Source organism: Cellulomonas algicola (assembly GCF_019024305.1).
Lineage (GTDB): Bacteria > Actinomycetota > Actinomycetes > Actinomycetales > Cellulomonadaceae > Cellulomonas > Cellulomonas algicola.
Window position 1 is genome coordinate 233,348 of record NZ_JAHKSJ010000015.1, and the last position, 17,972, is coordinate 251,319.

General features: G+C 75.7%; 16 protein-coding genes and 1 tRNA gene. 14 read left to right on the plus strand and 3 right to left on the minus strand.

Features of this window, described 5'->3' with window-relative positions:
* Positions 1-70: 70 nt before the first annotated feature.
* The gene (locus KOV94_RS13175; RefSeq protein WP_218052281.1) at positions 71-946 is read left to right on the plus strand and encodes an EamA family transporter; all 876 of its coding nucleotides are present in this window, start codon (positions 71-73) and stop codon (positions 944-946) included.
* A 78-nt stretch (positions 947-1,024) separates the two neighbouring features.
* Here KOV94_RS13175 and KOV94_RS13180 read toward each other — a convergent pair whose 3' ends face one another.
* Positions 1,025-1,630: a bacterial proteasome activator family protein gene (locus KOV94_RS13180; protein ID WP_218052282.1), complete on the minus strand. Its 606-nt coding sequence runs from the start codon at positions 1,628-1,630 to the stop codon at positions 1,025-1,027.
* Positions 1,631-1,706: 76 nt separating this feature from the next.
* On the opposite strand from KOV94_RS13180, the gene KOV94_RS13185 reads away from it, so the two are divergent.
* Positions 1,707-2,939 (plus strand): AGE family epimerase/isomerase, encoded by a 1,233-nt coding sequence (locus KOV94_RS13185; protein WP_218052283.1) that lies wholly within the window; start codon positions 1,707-1,709, stop codon positions 2,937-2,939.
* A gap of 31 nt (positions 2,940-2,970) precedes the next feature.
* Here KOV94_RS13185 and KOV94_RS13190 read toward each other — a convergent pair whose 3' ends face one another.
* Positions 2,971-3,948, minus strand: a complete 978-nt coding sequence (locus tag KOV94_RS13190) for an NAD(P)H-quinone oxidoreductase (protein WP_124341074.1) — start codon at positions 3,946-3,948, stop codon at positions 2,971-2,973.
* 225 nt (positions 3,949-4,173) lie between these two features.
* Here KOV94_RS13190 and KOV94_RS13195 point away from each other — a divergent pair, with 225 nt between their 5' ends.
* The 12 genes from KOV94_RS13195 to KOV94_RS13250 all read left to right on the plus strand — a co-directional run bounded on the left by KOV94_RS13195 (position 4,174) and on the right by KOV94_RS13250 (position 17,694).
* Complete coding sequence (locus KOV94_RS13195; protein WP_218052284.1) at positions 4,174-9,618, plus strand: ATP-binding protein; 5,445 nt, start codon at positions 4,174-4,176, stop codon at positions 9,616-9,618.
* Between the two features lie 85 nt (positions 9,619-9,703).
* Positions 9,704-10,153 carry a roadblock/LC7 domain-containing protein gene (locus KOV94_RS13200; protein WP_124342969.1) on the plus strand — a complete coding sequence of 150 codons (450 nt, stop codon included), beginning with the start codon at positions 9,704-9,706 and terminating at the stop codon, positions 10,151-10,153.
* Positions 10,154-10,175: 22 nt separating this feature from the next.
* Positions 10,176-10,553, plus strand: a complete 378-nt coding sequence (locus KOV94_RS13205) for a DUF742 domain-containing protein (protein ID WP_124342968.1) — start codon at positions 10,176-10,178, stop codon at positions 10,551-10,553.
* Positions 10,534-11,145 carry a GTP-binding protein gene (locus KOV94_RS13210; protein ID WP_124342967.1) on the plus strand — a complete coding sequence of 204 codons (612 nt, stop codon included), beginning with the start codon at positions 10,534-10,536 and terminating at the stop codon, positions 11,143-11,145. The genes KOV94_RS13205 and KOV94_RS13210 overlap by 20 nt, the downstream gene beginning before the upstream one ends.
* 155 nt (positions 11,146-11,300) lie before the next feature.
* Positions 11,301-12,314, plus strand: a complete 1,014-nt coding sequence (locus tag KOV94_RS20750) for a PIN domain-containing protein (RefSeq protein ID WP_225916613.1) — start codon at positions 11,301-11,303, stop codon at positions 12,312-12,314.
* A gap of 99 nt (positions 12,315-12,413) precedes the next feature.
* Positions 12,414-12,505, plus strand: a tRNA-Ser gene (locus KOV94_RS13220).
* Between the two features lie 83 nt (positions 12,506-12,588).
* Positions 12,589-14,028 (plus strand): DUF2252 domain-containing protein, encoded by a 1,440-nt coding sequence (locus KOV94_RS13225; RefSeq protein ID WP_218052285.1) that lies wholly within the window; start codon positions 12,589-12,591, stop codon positions 14,026-14,028.
* Positions 14,029-14,165: 137 nt separating this feature from the next.
* The gene (locus KOV94_RS13230) at positions 14,166-15,218 is read left to right on the plus strand and encodes a hypothetical protein (protein WP_218052286.1); all 1,053 of its coding nucleotides are present in this window, start codon (positions 14,166-14,168) and stop codon (positions 15,216-15,218) included.
* Between the two features lie 6 nt (positions 15,219-15,224).
* On the plus strand, positions 15,225-16,013 hold the full coding sequence (locus tag KOV94_RS13235) for a hypothetical protein (protein WP_218052287.1): 789 nt from the start codon (positions 15,225-15,227) through the stop codon (positions 16,011-16,013).
* Between the two features lie 262 nt (positions 16,014-16,275).
* Complete coding sequence (locus KOV94_RS13240; protein WP_124342963.1) at positions 16,276-16,602, plus strand: ArsR/SmtB family transcription factor; 327 nt, start codon at positions 16,276-16,278, stop codon at positions 16,600-16,602.
* Positions 16,599-17,087: an SRPBCC family protein gene (locus KOV94_RS13245; RefSeq protein WP_124342962.1), complete on the plus strand. Its 489-nt coding sequence runs from the start codon at positions 16,599-16,601 to the stop codon at positions 17,085-17,087. The genes KOV94_RS13240 and KOV94_RS13245 overlap by 4 nt, the downstream gene beginning before the upstream one ends.
* 133 nt (positions 17,088-17,220) lie before the next feature.
* Positions 17,221-17,694, plus strand: coding sequence for a hypothetical protein (locus KOV94_RS13250; RefSeq protein ID WP_225916614.1), 474 nt, complete (start codon positions 17,221-17,223; stop codon positions 17,692-17,694).
* A gap of 52 nt (positions 17,695-17,746) precedes the next feature.
* Here KOV94_RS13250 and KOV94_RS13255 read toward each other — a convergent pair whose 3' ends face one another.
* Positions 17,747-17,902 (minus strand): hypothetical protein, encoded by a 156-nt coding sequence (locus KOV94_RS13255; RefSeq protein ID WP_160142883.1) that lies wholly within the window; start codon positions 17,900-17,902, stop codon positions 17,747-17,749.
* Between the last annotated feature and the right edge of the window lie 70 nt (positions 17,903-17,972).

The window sequence follows — 17,972 nt, forward strand, 5'->3', positions numbered from 1 at the left end:
CGCGCAGGTGGGCGGCGTGCCCGGGCACGCGCCGTCGGGCGGGCGTCGCGCCGGTGCCTACGCTGGGCGGGTGCCCGCGCCGCTCCTCTTCGTGCTGTCGGGCCTCACCCAGTACCTCGGCGCCGCGATCGCGGTCGGGCTGTTCGACGTGCTCCCGCCCGCGGTCGTCGCGTGGCTGCGGCTCGCGGTCGCCGCGGTCGTGCTCGTGCTGTGGCGGCGGCCGTGGCGGTCACGCGGCCTGTGGACCCGGCGGGCCGTGCTCACCACCGTCCTGTTCGGGGTGGTGCTGGGCCTGATGAACGTCGCGTTCTACGTCGCGATCGACCACCTGCCGCTCGGCACCGCGGTCGCGCTCGAGTTCGTCGGACCCGTCGCCGTCGCGGCCGTCACCGGGCACGGGTGGCGTGACCGCGTCGCGATCGGGGTCGCCGCGCTCGGCGTCGTGCTGCTTGCGGGCGTCACGCTCGGGTCGAGGGCCGTGCCGGACGGCGACGCGGTCGTCGGGCTCGTCGCGATCGGGGTGTCCGCCGCGTGCTGGGCGGGCTACATCGTGCTCGGGCGGCGCGTGGCCACCGCCGAGAGCGGGGGTGTCACGGGCCTGTCGGTCGCGATGACCGCGGGTGCGCTCGTGCTCGCGCCGTTCTTCGTGCGCGACGCCGCGCCCGTCGTCGTCGACCCGCGGCTCGCGCTGCTCGTCGTCGGCGTCGCCGTCCTGTCGTCGGTCGTGCCGTACGCGCTCGAGCAGGTGGTCCTGCGGCGCGTGCGGCCCGCGACGTTCGCGGTGCTGCTCGCGCTCCTGCCCGCGACGGCCGCCGTCGTCGGGGCCGTGGTGCTGCAGCAGGTCCCGCACCCCGCCGAGCTCGTCGGGCTGGTCCTCGTCTCGGGCGCGATCGCGCTCACCGCGACCGACCGCACCGCCGCCGACGACGCGCCGCCCCCGGCGTGATCCGGCCGCCGGGCGCGACGGCCGCCCGCGCCTGCGTCCGGACCCTGCGGCGCTGCGACCGTCGCCCCGGGGGCAGCCCTACAGGTACTGACCGGTGCCCGGGCGCTCCGGGTCGTCCGGGTCCCCGATCGCCAGACCCGGGTGCGCCGCGTGACCGGGCATCCCGCCGGGCCCGGGCGGGAGCGCGCGACGCATCTGCGACAGCTGCGCCTGCGCCGCCATCTGCTGCGCGACGAGCGCCGTCTGGATGCCGTGGAACAGCCCCTCGAGCCACCCGACGAGCTGCGCCTGCGCGATCCGCAGCTCGGCGTCCGACGGCGTCTGCTCGTCGACGAACGGCAGCGTGATGCGGTGCAGCTCGGCCACGAGCTCGGGGGACAGGCCGTCCTCGAGCTCCTGGAGCGACCGCTCGTGCACCTCGGCCAGGCGCGCGCGGGCGGCGTCGTCGAGCGGCGCGCTGCGGACCTCGTCGAGCAGCTGCTTGATCATCGTGCCGATCCGCATGACCTTGGCGGGCTCGCCCACGAGGTCGGAGACGTCCTCCCGGCCCTCGTCCTGGCCGTCGTCCGGCGCGCCGTCGCCGGCCCCGGGAACCGGCACCACGACGACGCGCGGCCCCGCGCCCGTCGGACCCTGCGCGTGCTGCTCCGTGCCGACCTCGTCACGTGCCTCGTCGTCGCTCATCCGGGCATTGTGTCCCGCCCGTCCCGCGGCGTGCAGCCTGGACCGGTCGCCGGTCCGCCGTCGGTAGGGTTGACGCATGTCCTGGCTGACGACGCCCGCGCACGCCCGGTGGCTCGAGGGCGAGACCGACCGGTTGCTGGACTTCGGGAGGGCGTCGGCGCTGCCCGGCGGCGGGTTCGCGCGGCAGGACGAGCAGGGCGGCGTGCAGGACGGCCCGCTCGAGCTCTGGATCACGTGCCGCATGACGCACGTGTACGCGATCGGGCACCTGCTGGGACGCCCCGGCTCGGCGGCGCTCGTCGACCACGGGCTCGCGGCGCTGCGCGGCGTCTTCCACGACGACGAGCACGGCGGCTGGTTCGCGGAGGTCGAGCGCGACGGCACCCCGCGGGACACCGACAAGGCCGCCTACCCGCACGCGTTCGTGATCCTCGCGGCGTCGAGCGCGACGGCCGCGGGCCGCCCCGGCGCGCGCGAGCTCCTGGACGAGGCGCTCGCGGTCTCCGAGCGGTGGTTCTGGGACGACGAGGCGGGCCTCGCGGTCGAGCAGTGGGACCGCACGTTCACGACGCTCGACACCTACCGCGGCGTCAACGCGAACATGCACACGGTCGAGGCGTACCTCGCGGCCGCCGACGTCACGGGTCACCGCGTCTGGCTCGACCGCGCGCTGCGGATCGTCGAGCGCGTCGTCGACGGGTTCGCCAAGGGCAACTCGTGGCGCATCCCGGAGCACTTCGACGCGGACTGGGTCGCCGACCTCGAGTACAACGTCGACACGCCCGCGCACCCGTTCCGTCCCTACGGCGCGACCATCGGCCACTGGTTCGAGTGGGCGCGCCTCACGCTGCACGCACGCGCTGCCGTGACCGCGCGCGGCGACGTCGCCCCGACGTGGCTGCTCGACGACGCGGTCGCGCTGTTCGACGCCGGCGTGCGCGAGGGCTGGGACGTCGACGGTGCCCCCGGGTTCGTCTACACGGTCGACTGGGACGGCGCGCCGGTCGTGCGCGAGCGCATGCACTGGGTCGCCGCCGAGGCCGTCGCCGCGGCCGCCGCGCTGCACGCCGCGACCGGCGAGCGGCGGTTCGACGACCTCTACACGCAGTGGTGGGAGTACGTCGGCGCGTACCACCTGGACCGCGAGGGCGGCTCGTGGTGGCACGAGCTCGGCACCGACAACACGGTGTCGCGCACGGTGTGGGCGGGCAAGGCCGACCTGTACCACGCGGTCCAGGCGACGCTGATCCCGCGGCTGCCGCTCACGCCCGTGATCGTCCCGGCGCTCGCGGCGGGCCTGCTCGACTGACACCGGTCGCGGCGTCGGGCGGCTCAGGGGATCAGGGGATCAGCAGCACCTTCCCGAAGACCTCGCCGCGCTCCATCATCCGGTGCGCCTCCGGGGCGTCCGCGAGCGGGACGCGCGCGTGCACGACGGGCCGGACCGTGCCGTCGGCGACCAGCGGCCACACGTGCCGCGCGACCCCGTCGACGATCGCGGCCTTCTGCGCGTGCGGGCGCGACCGCAGCGTCGTGCCGATGACCGACGCGCGCCGCGCGAGCAGCAGCCCGAGGTCGAGCTCGGCCCGCCGCCCCTGCTGCATCCCGATGACGACGAGGCGGCCGCCGTCCGCCAGGATCCGCAGGTTGTCCGCGAGGGCGCCCGCCCCGAGCACGTCGAGCACGACGTCGACGCCCCGGTGGTCCGTCGCGGCACGCACGCGGCCCACCAGGTCGTCCTCCCGGTGGTCGAGCACGACGTCGGCACCGAGCTCGCGGACGCGCGCGACCCGGTCCGGGCCGCCGGCCGTCGCCAGGACGCGCGTGCCGAGCGCCCGGCCGAGCTGCACGGCCACCGAGCCGACCCCGCCGGACCCGCCGTGCACGAGGAGCGTCTCGCCCGGCGACAGGTGCGCCGCACGCAGGTTCGACCACACCGTCGCGACCGCCTCGGGCAGCGCGGCGGCGTCCTCGAGGGGCACGGAGTCCGGCACGGGCAGGCACAGGTCGGCGTGGACCGTCACCCGATCGGCGTAACCTCCGCCCCCCAGGAGCGCGGCGACCCGGTCGCCAGGCGCCCAGCGACCCGCCACGGCGTCCCCCACGGCCACGACGACGCCCGACACCTCGAGGCCCGGCCACGGCGGCGCACCCGGCGGAGGGGGGTAGCGGCCCTCGCGCTGGAGGAGGTCCGCCCGGTTGACCCCCGCCGCGCTGACCTGCACGAGCACCTCGGCCGGGCCCGGCGCGGGCTCGTCCACGTCGGCCACCCGCAGGACGTCCGCGGGACCCGGCTCCGTGACCACGACAGCCCTCATCTGCGCACCCTAGCGGCCTGTCAGGACGCGGCAGATAGGGTGCGCACCTGGTCCCGTCCCGGCGTATCCCATCGGGTGAGGTCCGTGGCAAACTCTGGCGCGGGCTAATGGTCCGGTGTCCAGGAGCCGATGGTGGCGGTGGACCCCCTCGAGGGTTCCGACAGGACGCAGGGCCGACACGCCCCCCGGTGGCAACACCCGTGTCGGGTGGAGGAGAGGAACGACATGCTGCGACGGCTTGGCATCCGCGCCAAGATCTTGGCTGTCCTTGCCGTGCCCATGCTCGTCCTGTTCGGTGCTGGGGCGTTCATCTCGTACGACGCGATCCGCGAGGCGCAGCGGGTGCGGGCGGCCGAGGGTGCCGTGGCGGCGCTCCAGGCGTACGCCCCGCTCGCGAGCGCGATCCAGACGGAGCGCGTGCTGTCGGTGAACGCCGCGCCGGTCGAGGAGATCGCGGCCGCTCGGGCCGCGACCGACTCGATGCTGGCGAAGGTCCGGCCGATCACGCGTGAGCTCGACCTCGAGGAGTTCCCGCCCTCCGTGGTGCGGCAGTTCCAGGAGGTGCAGCTCGCGCACAACACGGCGCTGCCGCAGGTGCGCACGCTCGTCGACGGCAAGGGCGACCGGAACCAGACGGCCAACAGCTACGAGGCCATCATCAAGGGCCAGATCGACCTCGTCGAGCAGGTCGCGAACGTCCTCGACGACCGCACGCTCGCGCAGTACGTCACCGCGTACCGCGACGTCTCCGCGACGGCCGACGGCCTCGTCACCGAGATGCTCGCCGGTCAGGGCCTGCTGCGCGCCCGCCAGGCGCAGGCCGCCGGCGCACGCGTCTACCAGAACCTCGTCACGACGACCGAGGTGTCGCGTGCCCGTGCCCGTGCCGCCGTCGAGCGGCTCGGCGAGAACGGCATCGCGATGCCCGCCCGTGACCCCTCCTCGTCCTTCACGTCGATGCGTACGTGGATGCAGCAGGGCAACTCGCAGGGTTTCGACCGCATCGACCCTGCCGCGTACTCCGGTGACATCCAGCAGCAGCTCGCGTCGCTCGTCAGCGTCAACGACGCCGTCCTGAAGCGCGCGTCCGAGATCGCCGACGACGCCGCGACCGCGTCCGAGACGCGTGCGGTCTACACGATCGCGCTCGCCGTCGCCGCCGCCGCGCTGTCCCTGTTCTTCGCCCTCGTCATCGCCCGTGCGATCGTCACGCCGCTGCGGCGCCTGACCGCCGCCGCCGCCGACGTCCGCGAGCAGCTCCCGAAGCTCGTCGAGCAGGTGGCCGTCCCCGGTGAGGGCCCCGAGATCGTCCTGCAGCCGATCCCGGTCAACTCGCGCGACGAGGTCGGCAAGCTCGCCGACGCGTTCAACTCCGTGAACGCCACGACCGTCCAGGTCGCCCAGGAGCAGGCCGCCCTGCGTGGGTCGATCGCGGAGATGTTCGTCAACGTCGCCCGCCGCGACCAGGTGCTCCTCAACCGCCAGCTGTCGTTCATCGACTCGCTCGAGCGTGCGGAGGAGGACCCGTCGACGCTGGCGAACCTCTTCCGGCTCGACCACCTGGCCACCCGCATGCGCCGTAACGCGGAGTCGCTCCTCGTGCTCGCCGGCATCGACTCCGGTCGACGCCTGCGCGACGCGATGCCGCTGTCCGACGTGATCCGGACGGCGTCCTCGGAGATCGAGCAGTACGACCGCGTCGAGCTCGACCTGCAGGTCGACCCGCACATGCTCGGCTTCAACGCCCTGGGCGCCGCGCACATGCTCGCCGAGCTCCTCGAGAACGCGACGATCTTCTCCGAGCCGGAGACGCCCGTCACCGTCACCACCGGCGTGTCCGGCCAGCACGTGTACGTCCGCATCCTCGACCACGGCCTGGGCATGACCGAGGCCGAGCTCGCCGCGGCGAACTCGAAGATCGTGTCGGTCTCCGCGAGCGACGCCCTGGGCGCCCAGCGCCTCGGCCTCTTCGTCGTCGGCCGCCTCGCCCAGCGCCTCGGCGCCGAGGTGCGCCTGCACAAGAGCTCGCAGGGCACCGGCACCGAGACCATCGTCCGGTTCCCGTCGACGCTGTTCGCCGCGACCGAGACCGCGCTCTACGGCGCGCCGTCCGCGCCGCAGCAGGCCGCGCAGCTCCCCGCCGCGCCGGCCCCGGCCGTCGAGGACGCGCCGGTCGTCCGCGAGGTCGACCTCGCGGCCCTCACCGACGGCCAGACGGGCCTCGGCCTGCCGCGCCGCAAGCGCACCGACGACACGGGCGAGAACGAGGTCGCCGCTCCGTCGGCGCTGCCCGTCCGTGGCGGTGGCCAGCCGGGTGCGCTGCCGACGCGCTCCGCGAAGACGTTCGACGAGGACAAGATCGTCCTGCCCGAGGTCCCGTCCGGGAACCTCAGCGCGGACCTCGGCTCCGCCGGGGGCGAGTGGACGCCGCCGACGATCGCGACGACGCGGCTCAACGCCGGCCTCCCGAGCCGCTCGCGGGCCTCGACCTCCGCGTGGGCGTCGACGCCCGAGCCCGAGGCGACGCCCGCCCCGGCCGCGCCGTCCTCGCCCGCCGCCCGTGCCGGCCTGTTCTCCGGGTTCCGCGGTCGCGGCGACCTGGCGACGGGCACCCCGGCCTCCGGCATCGAGATCCCGGGCCTCGCCTCGGACGACGACGACCGTCCCGCCGACCCGGTGCGCGCGCCGTGGATGTCCCTCGGGGCGCACTCCGCCTCGCCGGAGCCCATGGTCGTCCCGCAGCTGGCCGACGACGAGTGGGCGCCCGCGCCCGCCGAGCAGGTCGAGGACACCGAGCACACCGACGAGGTCGCCGTCGAGACAGCCCCCGACGTGCAGGAGCCCGTGTGGGCCGCTGCGCCCGCCGCCGAGGTCGAGGAGCAGACGTGGGCCGCGGCCCCCGCCGCCGAGACCGAGGAGCCGGCCTGGTCGCCGACGCCCGCCGCCGAGACCGAGGAGCCGGCCTGGTCGCCGCCGCCCGCCGCCGAGACCGAGGAGCCGGCCTGGTCGCCGCCGCCCGCCGCCGAGACCGAGGAGCCGGCCTGGTCGCCGCCGCCCGCCGCCGAGACCGAGGAGCCGGCCTGGTCGCCGACGCCCGCGGCTGAGGTCGAGGAGCCCGTCTGGGCGCCGACGCCTGCTGCCGACGCCGAGCCCGTCTGGGCCCCGACGCCTGCTGCGGAGGACGAGGAGCCGGCCTGGTCGCCGCCGCCCGCCGCCGAGACCGAGGAGGCGGGCTGGTCGCCGCCGCCCGCGGCGGTGGTCGAGGAGCCGGTCTGGGCGCCGACGCCCGCCGCCGAGACCGAGGAGGCGGGCTGGTCGCCGCCGCCCGCGGCGGTGGTCGAGGAGCCGGTCTGGGCGCCGACGCCCGCCGCCGAGACCGAGGAGCCGGCCTGGGCGCCGACGCCCGCGGCGGAGGTCGAGGAGCCCGTCTGGGCGCCGACGCCTGCTGCCGAGGCCGAGCCCGTCTGGGCCCCGACGCCTGCTGCTGAGGTCGAGGAGCCGGCCTGGTCGCCGACGCCAGCGGCCGAGGTCGAGGAGCCCGTCTGGGCGCCGACGCCTGCTGCCGAGGCCGAGCCCGTCTGGGCCCCGACGCCTGCTGCTGAGGTCGAGGAGCCGGCCTGGTCGCCGACGCCAGCGGCCGAGGTCGAGGAGCCCGTCTGGGCGCCGACGCCTGCTGCCGAGGCCGAGCCCGTCTGGGCCCCGACGCCTGCTGCTGAGGTCGAGGAGCCGGCCTGGTCGCCGACGCCAGCGGCCGAGGTCGAGGAGCCCGTCTGGGCGCCGACGCCTGCTGCCGAGGCCGAGCCCGTCTGGGCCCCGACGCCTGCTGCTGAGGTCGAGGAGCCCGTCTGGGCGCCGACGCCTGCCGCCGAGGCGGAGCCCGCCTGGGCCCCGACGTTCGCCGAGCCCGAGGCGACGCCCGCCACCGAGGCACCGTCCGCCGAGTCGTGGAGCGCCCCCGAGGCGCCCGCCGCGCCCTCTGCGCTGCCGACGCGCGCCGCCGCGGCGGCCGCTCCGGCCGCGGCGTGGGCCGCCCCGGTCGACGAGGCACCGGCCGCCCCGGCCGCACCTGCCGCCGACGCGCCCGTCTGGACGTCCCGCCTGCAGGGCTTCACGTCCTACAGCGGGTACGCGGGCTGGGCCGGCCGCTCCGCGACGCCGCAGTCCGACGTCCCGTTCGAGAAGGCTCTCGACGAGGCGCGCGCCTGGCACACGGGCGCCGTCCCGGTCGTCCCCGAGCCCGCCGCCGCCCCGGCCGCGGAGCCGCAGGAGCCCGCCGCCGAGGCCGACGCGTGGCCGACGCCCGCGTGGGAGGCACCCGCGTGGGAGCCGCCGACGTGGCAGGCCCCCGCGTGGGAGGCGGCCGAGCCGGCCGCCGAGTCCGCGCACGCACCCGTCGCCGAGCCGGTCGTCGAGCCCGAGCCCGCCGCCGCCCCGACGTTCGAGCCGGTCCAGCTGGTCCCCGACGACGAGCCCGAGCAGGCCTGGGAGGCGCCCGTCGCCGAGCAGCAGCCCGCCTGGGAGGCCCCGGTCGCCGAGCAGCAGCCCGCGTGGGAGGCGCCGGTCGCCGCGCAGCAGCCCGCGTGGGAGGCGCCGGGCGCCGAGCAGCAGCCCGCGTGGCAGCCGCCGGCCGCGGCCCAGCAGCCCGCGTGGGAGGCGCCCGCCGCCGAGCAGGCGTGGCAGGCACCGGTCGCCGAGCAGCAGCCCGCGTGGGAGGCGCCGGTCGCCGAGCAGCAGCCCGCGTGGCAGCCGCCGGCCGCGGACCAGCAGCCCGCGTGGGAGGCGCCCGCCGCCGAGCAGGCGTGGCAGGCACCCGTCGCCGAGCAGCAGCCCGCGTGGCAGCCGCCCGTCGCCGAGGCCCCGGCCGCCGCCGAGCCCGTCGCCGAGCAGCCCGCGTGGAACGGTGCGCAGCCCGCGTTCCTCCCGGTCGAGGCGCCCGCGCAGCCGACCGCTCCGAGCGCCGGCTTCAACGAGCTCGTCCAGGGTGGCGAGCAGGACAAGCCGAAGCGTCGCTGGGGCCTGTTCGGTCGTCGCAAGGGTGAGGACGGCGTCGAGACGGCGTCCGCGCCGACGCCCGCCGCGCCCGCACCGGTCGCCGAGCAGTCCGCGCCGGCCCGCACGTCCGCCTGGAACGCCGAGCAGCCGCCCGCGCCCGCCGCCACGCCCTCGTGGGCCGCGGCGACGTGGACCGCACCGGCCGCCCCGGCGCCCGCGCCGGCCCCGGCTCCGGTCCCGGCCTCCGCCACGACCGAGCAGCGCCCGGCTGCCGGGTGGGCCCCGCCCGAGTGGGCACCCCGCCCGCCGGCGGCTGCCGCGCCCGCCGCGACCGTGCCGCACCCGTCGCTCCCGCCGTCGGTCGCGCCCCGCATCGGGACGCTCGACGACGAGGTCGCCGCGATGCTCGCGATGCGGTCCGACATCCAGGAGCAGGCTCTGTCCGAGCTCAGCCAGCTGTCGGCCTACCGGCCCGCCTCCATGGGCATGACCGGTGAGACCCTGCAGCGGCGTGTTCCTTCAGCTGTGCCGTCGGCCGTCCCGGCCGCGGACGAGGGCAAGCCCGTCCAGCGCGACGCGGACCAGCTCCGCTCCCGCCTGTCGAGCTTCCAGTCCGGGACCAACCGTGGCCGTCGTGCCTCGGACGGCCCCACCGGCCCCAACGGCCAGGCCTCATGACGGCCTACGATTCCCGACCAGCCGTCTCCGCCCAGGTGACGTCTCACCCCGCAGTCGTCACCGACTGCACCAGCAAGGAGGAAGTGTGACCGCGCTCAGCACCGAGGCAGCCAACTTCGGCTGGCTCCTGGACAACTTCGTCCGGACCGTGCCCGGCACTCGCCACACGCTCGTGGTGTCGGCGGACGGTCTGCTCATGGCGATGTCGGAGCAGCTCGACCGCACCAGCGGCGACCAGCTCGCGGCGATCGTCTCCGGCATGTCGAGCCTGACCCGTGGCGCGTCGCGCCAGCTCCGCGCAGGGGAGGTGCGCCAGGCGATCATCGAGATGGACGCCCTGTTCCTCTTCCTGATGAGCGTCTCGAACGGCTCGGTCCTCGCCGTGGTCGCCGAGTCGAGCTGCGACGTCGGCCTCATCGGCTACGAGATGGCGATGCTCGTCTCGCGCACCGAGGCGACGCTCACGCCGCAGCTCATCTCCGAGATGCGCGGCCAGCTGCCCGTCGACGGCGCGACCCGCGCCCCCGTGGCCTGACGCGAACGGAGACGGCTCGAAGATGAGTGAGCACATCGAGTACGAGGCCAGGACGGTGCGGCCTTACGCCGTCACCGGCGGCCGCGTGCGCTCGGCGCGCTCCGACCTGCCTCTCGAGGCACTGGTCGAGGTGATGCCGGGCGCTGTGACCAGCGCGGGGCTGCCGCCCGAGAAGCGGGCGATCCTGCAGCACGCCGCGCACACCTACATCTCCGTCGCGGAGCTGTCGGCTCTGCTCCACCTTCCTCTCGGGGTGGTCCGGATCCTCGTGTCCGACCTCTCCGACCAGCAGTACGTGCGCGTGCACACCTCTCAGCCGGTCGAGGTCAACACCGGTGAGTCCCCCGCCCTGTCCCTGAGCGTGCTGGAGAGTGTTCTCAATGGCATTTCCGCCCTCTGACGCCGCCGTCGCCGCTCCGGCGGGGACCGCGGGGTCTGTCGCACCCACCGTCGTCAAGATCGTCGTCGCGGGCGGCTTCGCCGTCGGCAAGACGACCTTCATCGGGTCCATCTCGGACATCGAGCCCCTCAACACCGAGGCCGCGATGACCGAGCACTCCGTCGGCGTCGACGACGCCGGTGGCGTGTCGGACCGCAAGACCACCACGACCGTCGCCATGGACTTCGGCCGCATCGCGCTGCCGGGCCAGCTGTGGCTCTACCTGTTCGGCACGCCGGGCCAGGACCGCTTCCTCTTCATGTGGGACGACCTGGTCCGCGGCGCGATCGGTGCGGTCGTCCTCGTGGACACCGACCGTCTCGACCAGTGCTTCCCGGCGGTCGACTACTTCGAGAGCCGGGGCATCCCGTTCGTCGTGGGCGTCAACTGCTTCGACGGCGTCGCCAAGCACCAGCTCGACGACGTCCGTGAGGCGCTCGCCATCCCGGCGCACGTGCCCGTGCTCTACACGGACGCCCGGTCGCGTGCCGCCACCAAGCAGGCGCTCATCTCGCTCGTGCAGCTCGCGATGGAGCGTCTGCGCAACCGGTGAGCCACCCCGCACCCATCGACGGCCGGTCCCCGCACGGGGGCCGGCCGTCGGCGCGTCCGGCCCCGACGGCCGTACCGACGTTCGCCTCGACCGTCGGCTCGACGACGGTCCCGTCGGCGCCCGGGGTCCCAGACGCGGTGCGGGATCATGGAGGGGTGCCGCCGGTCGTCCCCCCGCAGCCACCCGAGCGCCGTCCCGTGCTCGGGCGCGCGGTGCTGCTCGACGGGCGCGCCGCGGACCGCTCGCCCGGCGCGGTGGTCCGGGTCTCCGCCCTTCCGCAGCCGCGCACAGCGGGCGACGACGGCACGACCGTCGGCCCCTTGCCGTGGGCGCCGACCACAACACCGACGCCCGTCCGGGGCGTCCCTCACCCGTTCGGGCCCGTACGACCCCCGGTCGACCCGCCCACCGACGACCCGGGCACCCCCGACCCGGGCACCGATGACCCGGCCACCGACGACCCGGGCACCGATGATCCGGTTACCCCCGACCCGGGCACCGACGACCCGGGCACCGACGACCCCGCCTTCGACGACCCCGCCTTCGACGACCCGGCCCTCGACGACCCGGCGCACGACGACGACCAGGTCACCGACGACCCGACCCTCGACCGGTCAGCGACCGGTGGGCCCACCGCGGACGAGCGGCTCACCGCCGGCGCGGCCGGGGCGGACCGCGCGGCGGCCGAGCCGTCCACCCCGCCCGACCCCGTGCCCTGGTCGCTGGTCCCGCGCCGTGAGCGTCCGCGGGTCTACGTCGACGGGTCGGCGCTCAGCCGGTACCTCGTCGGCGCCCCGTCACGTGACGCGTGGCTCGTGTGGGCGGCCGCCCACGAGGACCGGCTCGTCACGACGTTCCTCGGCGTGAGCGAGCTGCGCCGCGTCGCGCGTCCCCGTGGCGTCGAGGCGCACGGCGTCGCGCACGACGTGACGGACCGCGTCGAGGTCGTGCGGTTCTCGGACCAGTCGCTGCACGCGGCGGCCCGCGTCGCGGCGGTGCTGCCGTCGTTCGTCGCGCTGCACGTGGGGGCGGCGGTCGCGCACCCGCAGGTCGGGGCGGTCGCGACGTACGACGTCCAGCTCGCGCAGGTGGCCGTGCTGCACGGCCTGGAGGTCGTCAGCCCGGGGTGGCCGGCGGCCTGGTGGGAGCAGGTGCGGGCGTCGTCGTGACCGTCGTGCCGGCCCGGGAACAGGGGTCGGCACGGGGAGCCGCTGTGGGAGGATCGTCCCCAGCGCGCGGGCTTCGAGCAGGCGGACCCAGCAGCGTCGGGAGGGCTGTCTGAGCGGCCGAAAGAGACGGTCTTGAAAACCGTTGGGGCGGGACACCCCCGTCCTCGTGGGTTCGAATCCCACGCCCTCCGCCCCACCCCGACGTTCCGGTCGACGTCGGGGTCACCCGCCGGGGACGAGGATGCGCCGTGGCGTGCTGGCCTACCGTCGACGGATGACGGAGGAACGAGGGCCGGAACCCGCAGGCCGTCGGGCGGAGCGTGCCGCGCCGCCGTCGGCGGAGCGGATCGCGCGGGCTGCGGAGGGGCGCGCGGCGCGCAAGCGGGTGCCGCGGTCGACGCTCGCGGAGGTCGCGGGGCGTGGCGGGCGGCCGGGTGCGCTGGACCTGCTGGAGGCGCAGGCGACGACGCGGCTGCCCGACCTCGTGCCGGTGCGGTACGGGCGGATGGCGGAGTCGCCGTTCGCGTACCTGCGCGGGTCGGCGGTCGTGATGGCGGCGGACCTGGGCGCGTCGGCGGACTCGGGGCTGGGTGTGCAGCTGTGCGGCGACGCGCACGTCGCGAACTTCGGCACGTACGGGTCGCCGGAGCGGAACCTCGTGTTCGACCTCAACGACTTCGACGAGTCGCACCCCGGCCCGTTCGAGTGGGACGTGAAGCGTCTGCTCGCGAGCCTCGAGGTGGTCGCGCGCACGCTCGACGTGGGGCGGAGACGCCGCCGCGAGATCGTCGTGAGCGCGGCGCGCGCGTACCGCGAGGCGGTGCGGGACTTCGCGGGGCAGACGGCGCTGGCGGTCTGGTACGCGCGGATCGACCTGGGCGACCTGGTCGACGCGGTGCCGCACGATGAGCGCATGGTGCGGCGGGCGCGGTCGGCGCTCGACAAGGCGCGACGGCGCGACCACCTGCAGGCGGCCGCCCGGCTCACGCGCGTGGAGGGCGACGAGCGGCGGTTCGTCGCGGACCCGCCGCTGGTGTCGACGCTCGAGGACGTGCTGCCCGCGGACGCCGCCCCCGTGTTCCGGCGCGGCATCGCGGACCTGCTGGTCGACTACCGCGCGTCGCTCGCGCCGGACCGGCGGCGGCTCGCGGAGCGGTACCGGGTGGTGGACATCGCGCGGAAGGTCGTGGGCGTGGGCAGCGTCGGGACGCGCGCGTTCGTCGTGCTGCTGCAGGGCGTGGACTCCGACGACGTGCTCGTGCTGCAGGCGAAGGAGGCGCAGGCGTCGGTCCTGGAGCCGCACGTCGGGCGGGGCGCGTACGCGCAGCAGGGGCAGCGGGTCGTCGAGGGTCAGCGGCTCATGCAGGCCGTGAGCGACGTGATGCTCGGGTGGCAGCGGTCGGCGGGCCCGGACGGGGTCGCGCGCGACTACTACGTGCGGCAGCTGCGGGACTGGAAGGGCGGCCTCGACCTGACCGGGGCCAGGCCGGCGGGGCTCGAGGTGTACGGGCGCCTGTGCGCGTGGACCCTCGCGCGGGCGCACGCACGGTCGGGCGACGCGATCGCGATCGGTGCGTACCTGGGCGGGTCGTCGGCGGCGGACGAGGCGCTCGCGGACTTCGCGGCGACGTACGCGGACCGCACGGAGGCGGACCACGCGGAGCTCGAGGAGGCGGTGGACGACGGCCGGTTGCCGGTGGTGCGCGGCGTGTGACGGCTGGCGGGCCGGTGGTGCGCGGCGTGTGACGGCTGGCGGGCCGGTGGTGCGCGGTGCGTCGGGGGCGATCTTGTCGGCGTCGCGACGCCGGGTCTAGGGTCGACAATCGGACACCTCACCCGAGGGGGCGTGCGATGAGGGGTCACCGTGCGGTGCGGGTGCACCGCGACACCGAGCTCCGCGACGACCTGGGTGGCACCGTCCGGCACGGTCGCCCCGGCACCGTCCTCGTCGGGAACGGGCGGGCTGAGCCCGCGCTCGTGGACCTGCAGCGCCGGGCGGGCAACCGGGCCGTCGGGGCGTACGTGCAGCGCATGTCCGCGCGCGGGCTGCCCGTCGACGTCCCGGTGGCGCGCGGGCTCCGGGCGGCGGAGTCGGTCGTCCTCCTGCCTGACCAGCCCTCCGTCGAGGCGGGCAGCGACCGGGTGTTCGAGGCGGCGGGGCTCGCGTCGCCCGTCGAGGTGCCTGCGACGTCGCTCGCTGCGGAGGAGGGGTTCGAGGCGCTCGCGACGGCGCCGACCGCGACGGCGATCGCGACGGTGCAGAGCGGCGGTAGCGCGCCCAACCCGATGCGGCTCGGGCTCACGACGGCGCCGACGGGCTACAAGGCGCCGAAGTTCGACTTCGGGACGAAGCCGGTGCCGGGCGGTGCCGGACCGGCGACGTACACGTGCTCGCCGACGTGGGTCCAGCACATGGACGAGGGGACGAACACCTGCCAGTTCGTCGGTGCGGGGGTGCACAAGACGATCGGCCAGCAGGGCAGCAAGGACGTGTACTTCGAGCTCGGCGCGTCGATCGCGGCGCGCAACAGCCAGGCGGAGGCGGAGCACGCGGACGACATCAAGCAGGCGCGCGACATCTCGATCAAGGAGGCGGAGCAGGTGCTGACCGACCACGTGGTCGGGAAGACGTTCCCGCCGATGGGGTCGGCCGCCGAGGCGGAGAAGAAGGTGCTGGACGAGATCACCGCGAAGCTCACGCACGCGGGGCTCGGCAACGACCAGACGAAGTGGGCGAGGATCTACGACACGCTGTTCATGAAGACGGGGATCCGGGACCGGAACGGCTGGCACTCGTTCGGCGCGGCCTCGACGCGCACGACGCCCGCCGGGATCGTGTTCACGATCGGCAACGGCTCGACGAGCATCGGCACCAAGTCGTCGGCCGATCTCATCACCTACTGACCGCCCATGGGATCGATCGTCACACCCGTCACGACGTTCGCGGACGTGCCCGCGGCGTGGCTCGACCACCTGGACCGGCGGACGCGGTCGACGGTCGGGGCGCGCTGCGCGCGGGCGGACCTCGTGGTGCTGGGTGAGGGTCGCGGTGGCGACCTGGAGGTGACGGCGGTCCTGCTCAGTGCGGGTGGCGGTGCCGGTGCGGGTGGCGGTGCTGGTGCGGGTGGCCGTCGCGGGGCAGGCGTCGTGAGCCTGCCGCCGCCGTCGCGGGACTTCGACGGGTCGCAGGCGCTCGCGCCGTCGGTGCTCGAGCGCGAGCGTGCGCTCGTCTTCGCGGTCGTCCGGGACGACGGACCGCCGGCTCCGATCGCCGGCCCCGGCGCGGTCGTGGGCGAGGAGACGAGCGGCGACCTGGAGCGGCAGGTCGCGGCCGTGCGGTGGTACGCGGCGCTGCCGACCGGCGACGCGCGTGAGGCGGCGCTGCTGGCCGCGGCGGAGGACGGCGACCCGGCGGTCGTGTCGAGCGCGCTGCGGGCCCTGGCGGACGAGCGGCGGACCTCGGCGGTCGAGGCGCTCGAGATGCTCGCGGACGCGCCCGACTCGCCGCCGGTGCGCGGGTCGCTCGCGGCGACGGCGATGTGGGTCCTCGGGGCGCGCGACCGGGCGGAGCGGGTGCTCGGCGAGGTGGTGGACCGCACGGGTCGTGACCGCTTCCGTCGGCTGTGGGGCGTCCGCGAGGTCGAGGGGGACGAGACGCTGCTGGTCGCGCCCGACCCGCAGCACGTCGCGTTCGCCTGACCCCGCGTCCGCCTGACCCCGCGTCCGCCTGACCTCGCGCTCGCCTGACACCGGTGGCGCCGGCCTCCCGTCGGCGTGGCCGCCGCGGCCGTCCGTCCGCACGTCCGCGCCGGCCACCCGTCCACATGTCCGCCCGGCCGTCCGTCCGCCCGGCCGTCCGTCCGCCTGGACGTCCGTCCGCCTGGACGTCCGGCCCGCCGTCCGTCGCGACCCTTGCCACGGCGACGCTCGACGCGTAACGTACAACCACATGGTTGTAGGAATGGACACCGCGCACGTCGACAGGGTCTTCGCGGCCCTGGCCGACCGGACCCGCCGGGACATCGTCCGGCGCGTCCTGCACGAGCAGGAGTCCGTCTCCGCGCTGGCCCGGCGGTACGACATGAGCTTCGCCGCCGTCCAGAAGCACGTCGCCGTGCTCGAGCGCGCCGCGCTCGTCACCAAGACCACGCAGGGCCGCGAGCGGCTCGTGCGCGGCAACGTCGAGGCGATCCGGGCAGCCGCCCGGCTCCTCGACGTCTACGAGGAGATCTGGCGCGGACGCCTCGACCGCATCCACGCCCTGCTGGACGAAGGAGAGGACGCATGACCGTCGTCGAGAGCCACAAGGACCCGCAGGCCCTGACCCTGACCATCAAGGCCGAGTTCACGGCCACGCCCGACAAGGTGTGGCAGGTCTGGTCCGACCCGCGCAAGCTCGAGCGGTGGTGGGGCCCGCCGACCTGGCCCGCCACGTTCACGGCGCACGACTTCGTGCCCGGTGGCCGCGCGCAGTACTACATGACCGGCCCCGAGGGGGAGAAGGCCCACGGCTGGTGGGAGTTCGTCACGATCGACGCCCCGAACGGTCTGGCGTTCGACGACGGGTTCGCGGACCAGTCGGGCGCGCCCCAGGACGACGGCCTCGTCACGCGCGCGGTCGTCCGGCTCGATGGCGCGTTCCCCGGCACGCTCATGACGATCACGTCGCAGTTCCCGTCGGCCCAGGCCATGGAGCAGCTCGTGAGCATGGGCATGGAGGAGGGCATCGTCGGGGCGCTCGGCCAGGTCGACGCGCTCCTCGCGGAGGACTGACAGGGACCCCGGCACGACGACGGGCCGTGGCGCGCACCGAGGGCGCCGCGGCCCGTCGTCGCGTCCGGGCCCGTCCGTGCGCATGCGCGACGCACGACGAGCGCGCCGCACCGACGGCACCGACGATGGGGCGATGAGCGACGCCCCCGACACCCGCACCCGCGACCCCCGCACACCCGACCGGCCGACCGACGACCACCTGCCACCCCCGGGCGTCAGCGACGAGGTCGTCGAGGCCGTCGGCGGCGTCACCGCCGCGTTCGAGGTCATCGAGGACGCCCGCGGCATGCTCTACGCCTTCCACCGCCTCGTCGGCCGCGCGGACGCCGAGCTCGCCGAGGCGCTCGACCAGCTCGCCGAGGCCGGCCACCCCGACGTCGCCGACGAGCTCCGCGCCGAGGTCGTCGGGCGCAACGTGCTGGACGGGCGCTGGACGTTCCAGATCGTCGAGGAGTTCGACGACGGGTACTACCGGACGTTCGCCGACGCCGAGCGGCGCACGCGCGAACGGCTCATGGAGGGCCGCCGGCACGTCTACGAGGCGCAGCTCAAGGAGCGGAACCGCACGCACGGCCGGCCCGGTCACGAGGCGCGTCCGGAGGTCTGAGTGCGCGCCGGGCCCGGCCGGGCGGCCCGTCGGCTCCGGCGCGGCGACCGACTCACGTGTCCGCGGAGGGCGGCCAGTCGGCCTGCTGTGCCGAGCGGACTGCGGTGCGCGACCCGTCGGCCTGCCACGCCGAGCGGACCGCGGTGCGCGACCCGTCGGCCTGCCACGCCGAGCGGACCGCGGTGAGCGGTCCGTCGGCCCGCAGCATCGGGCGGACCTCTCAGTCCGCCGCGACGAGCAGCGTCGCCGGGTCGGTGACCCGGTCCGACGCGGGAACG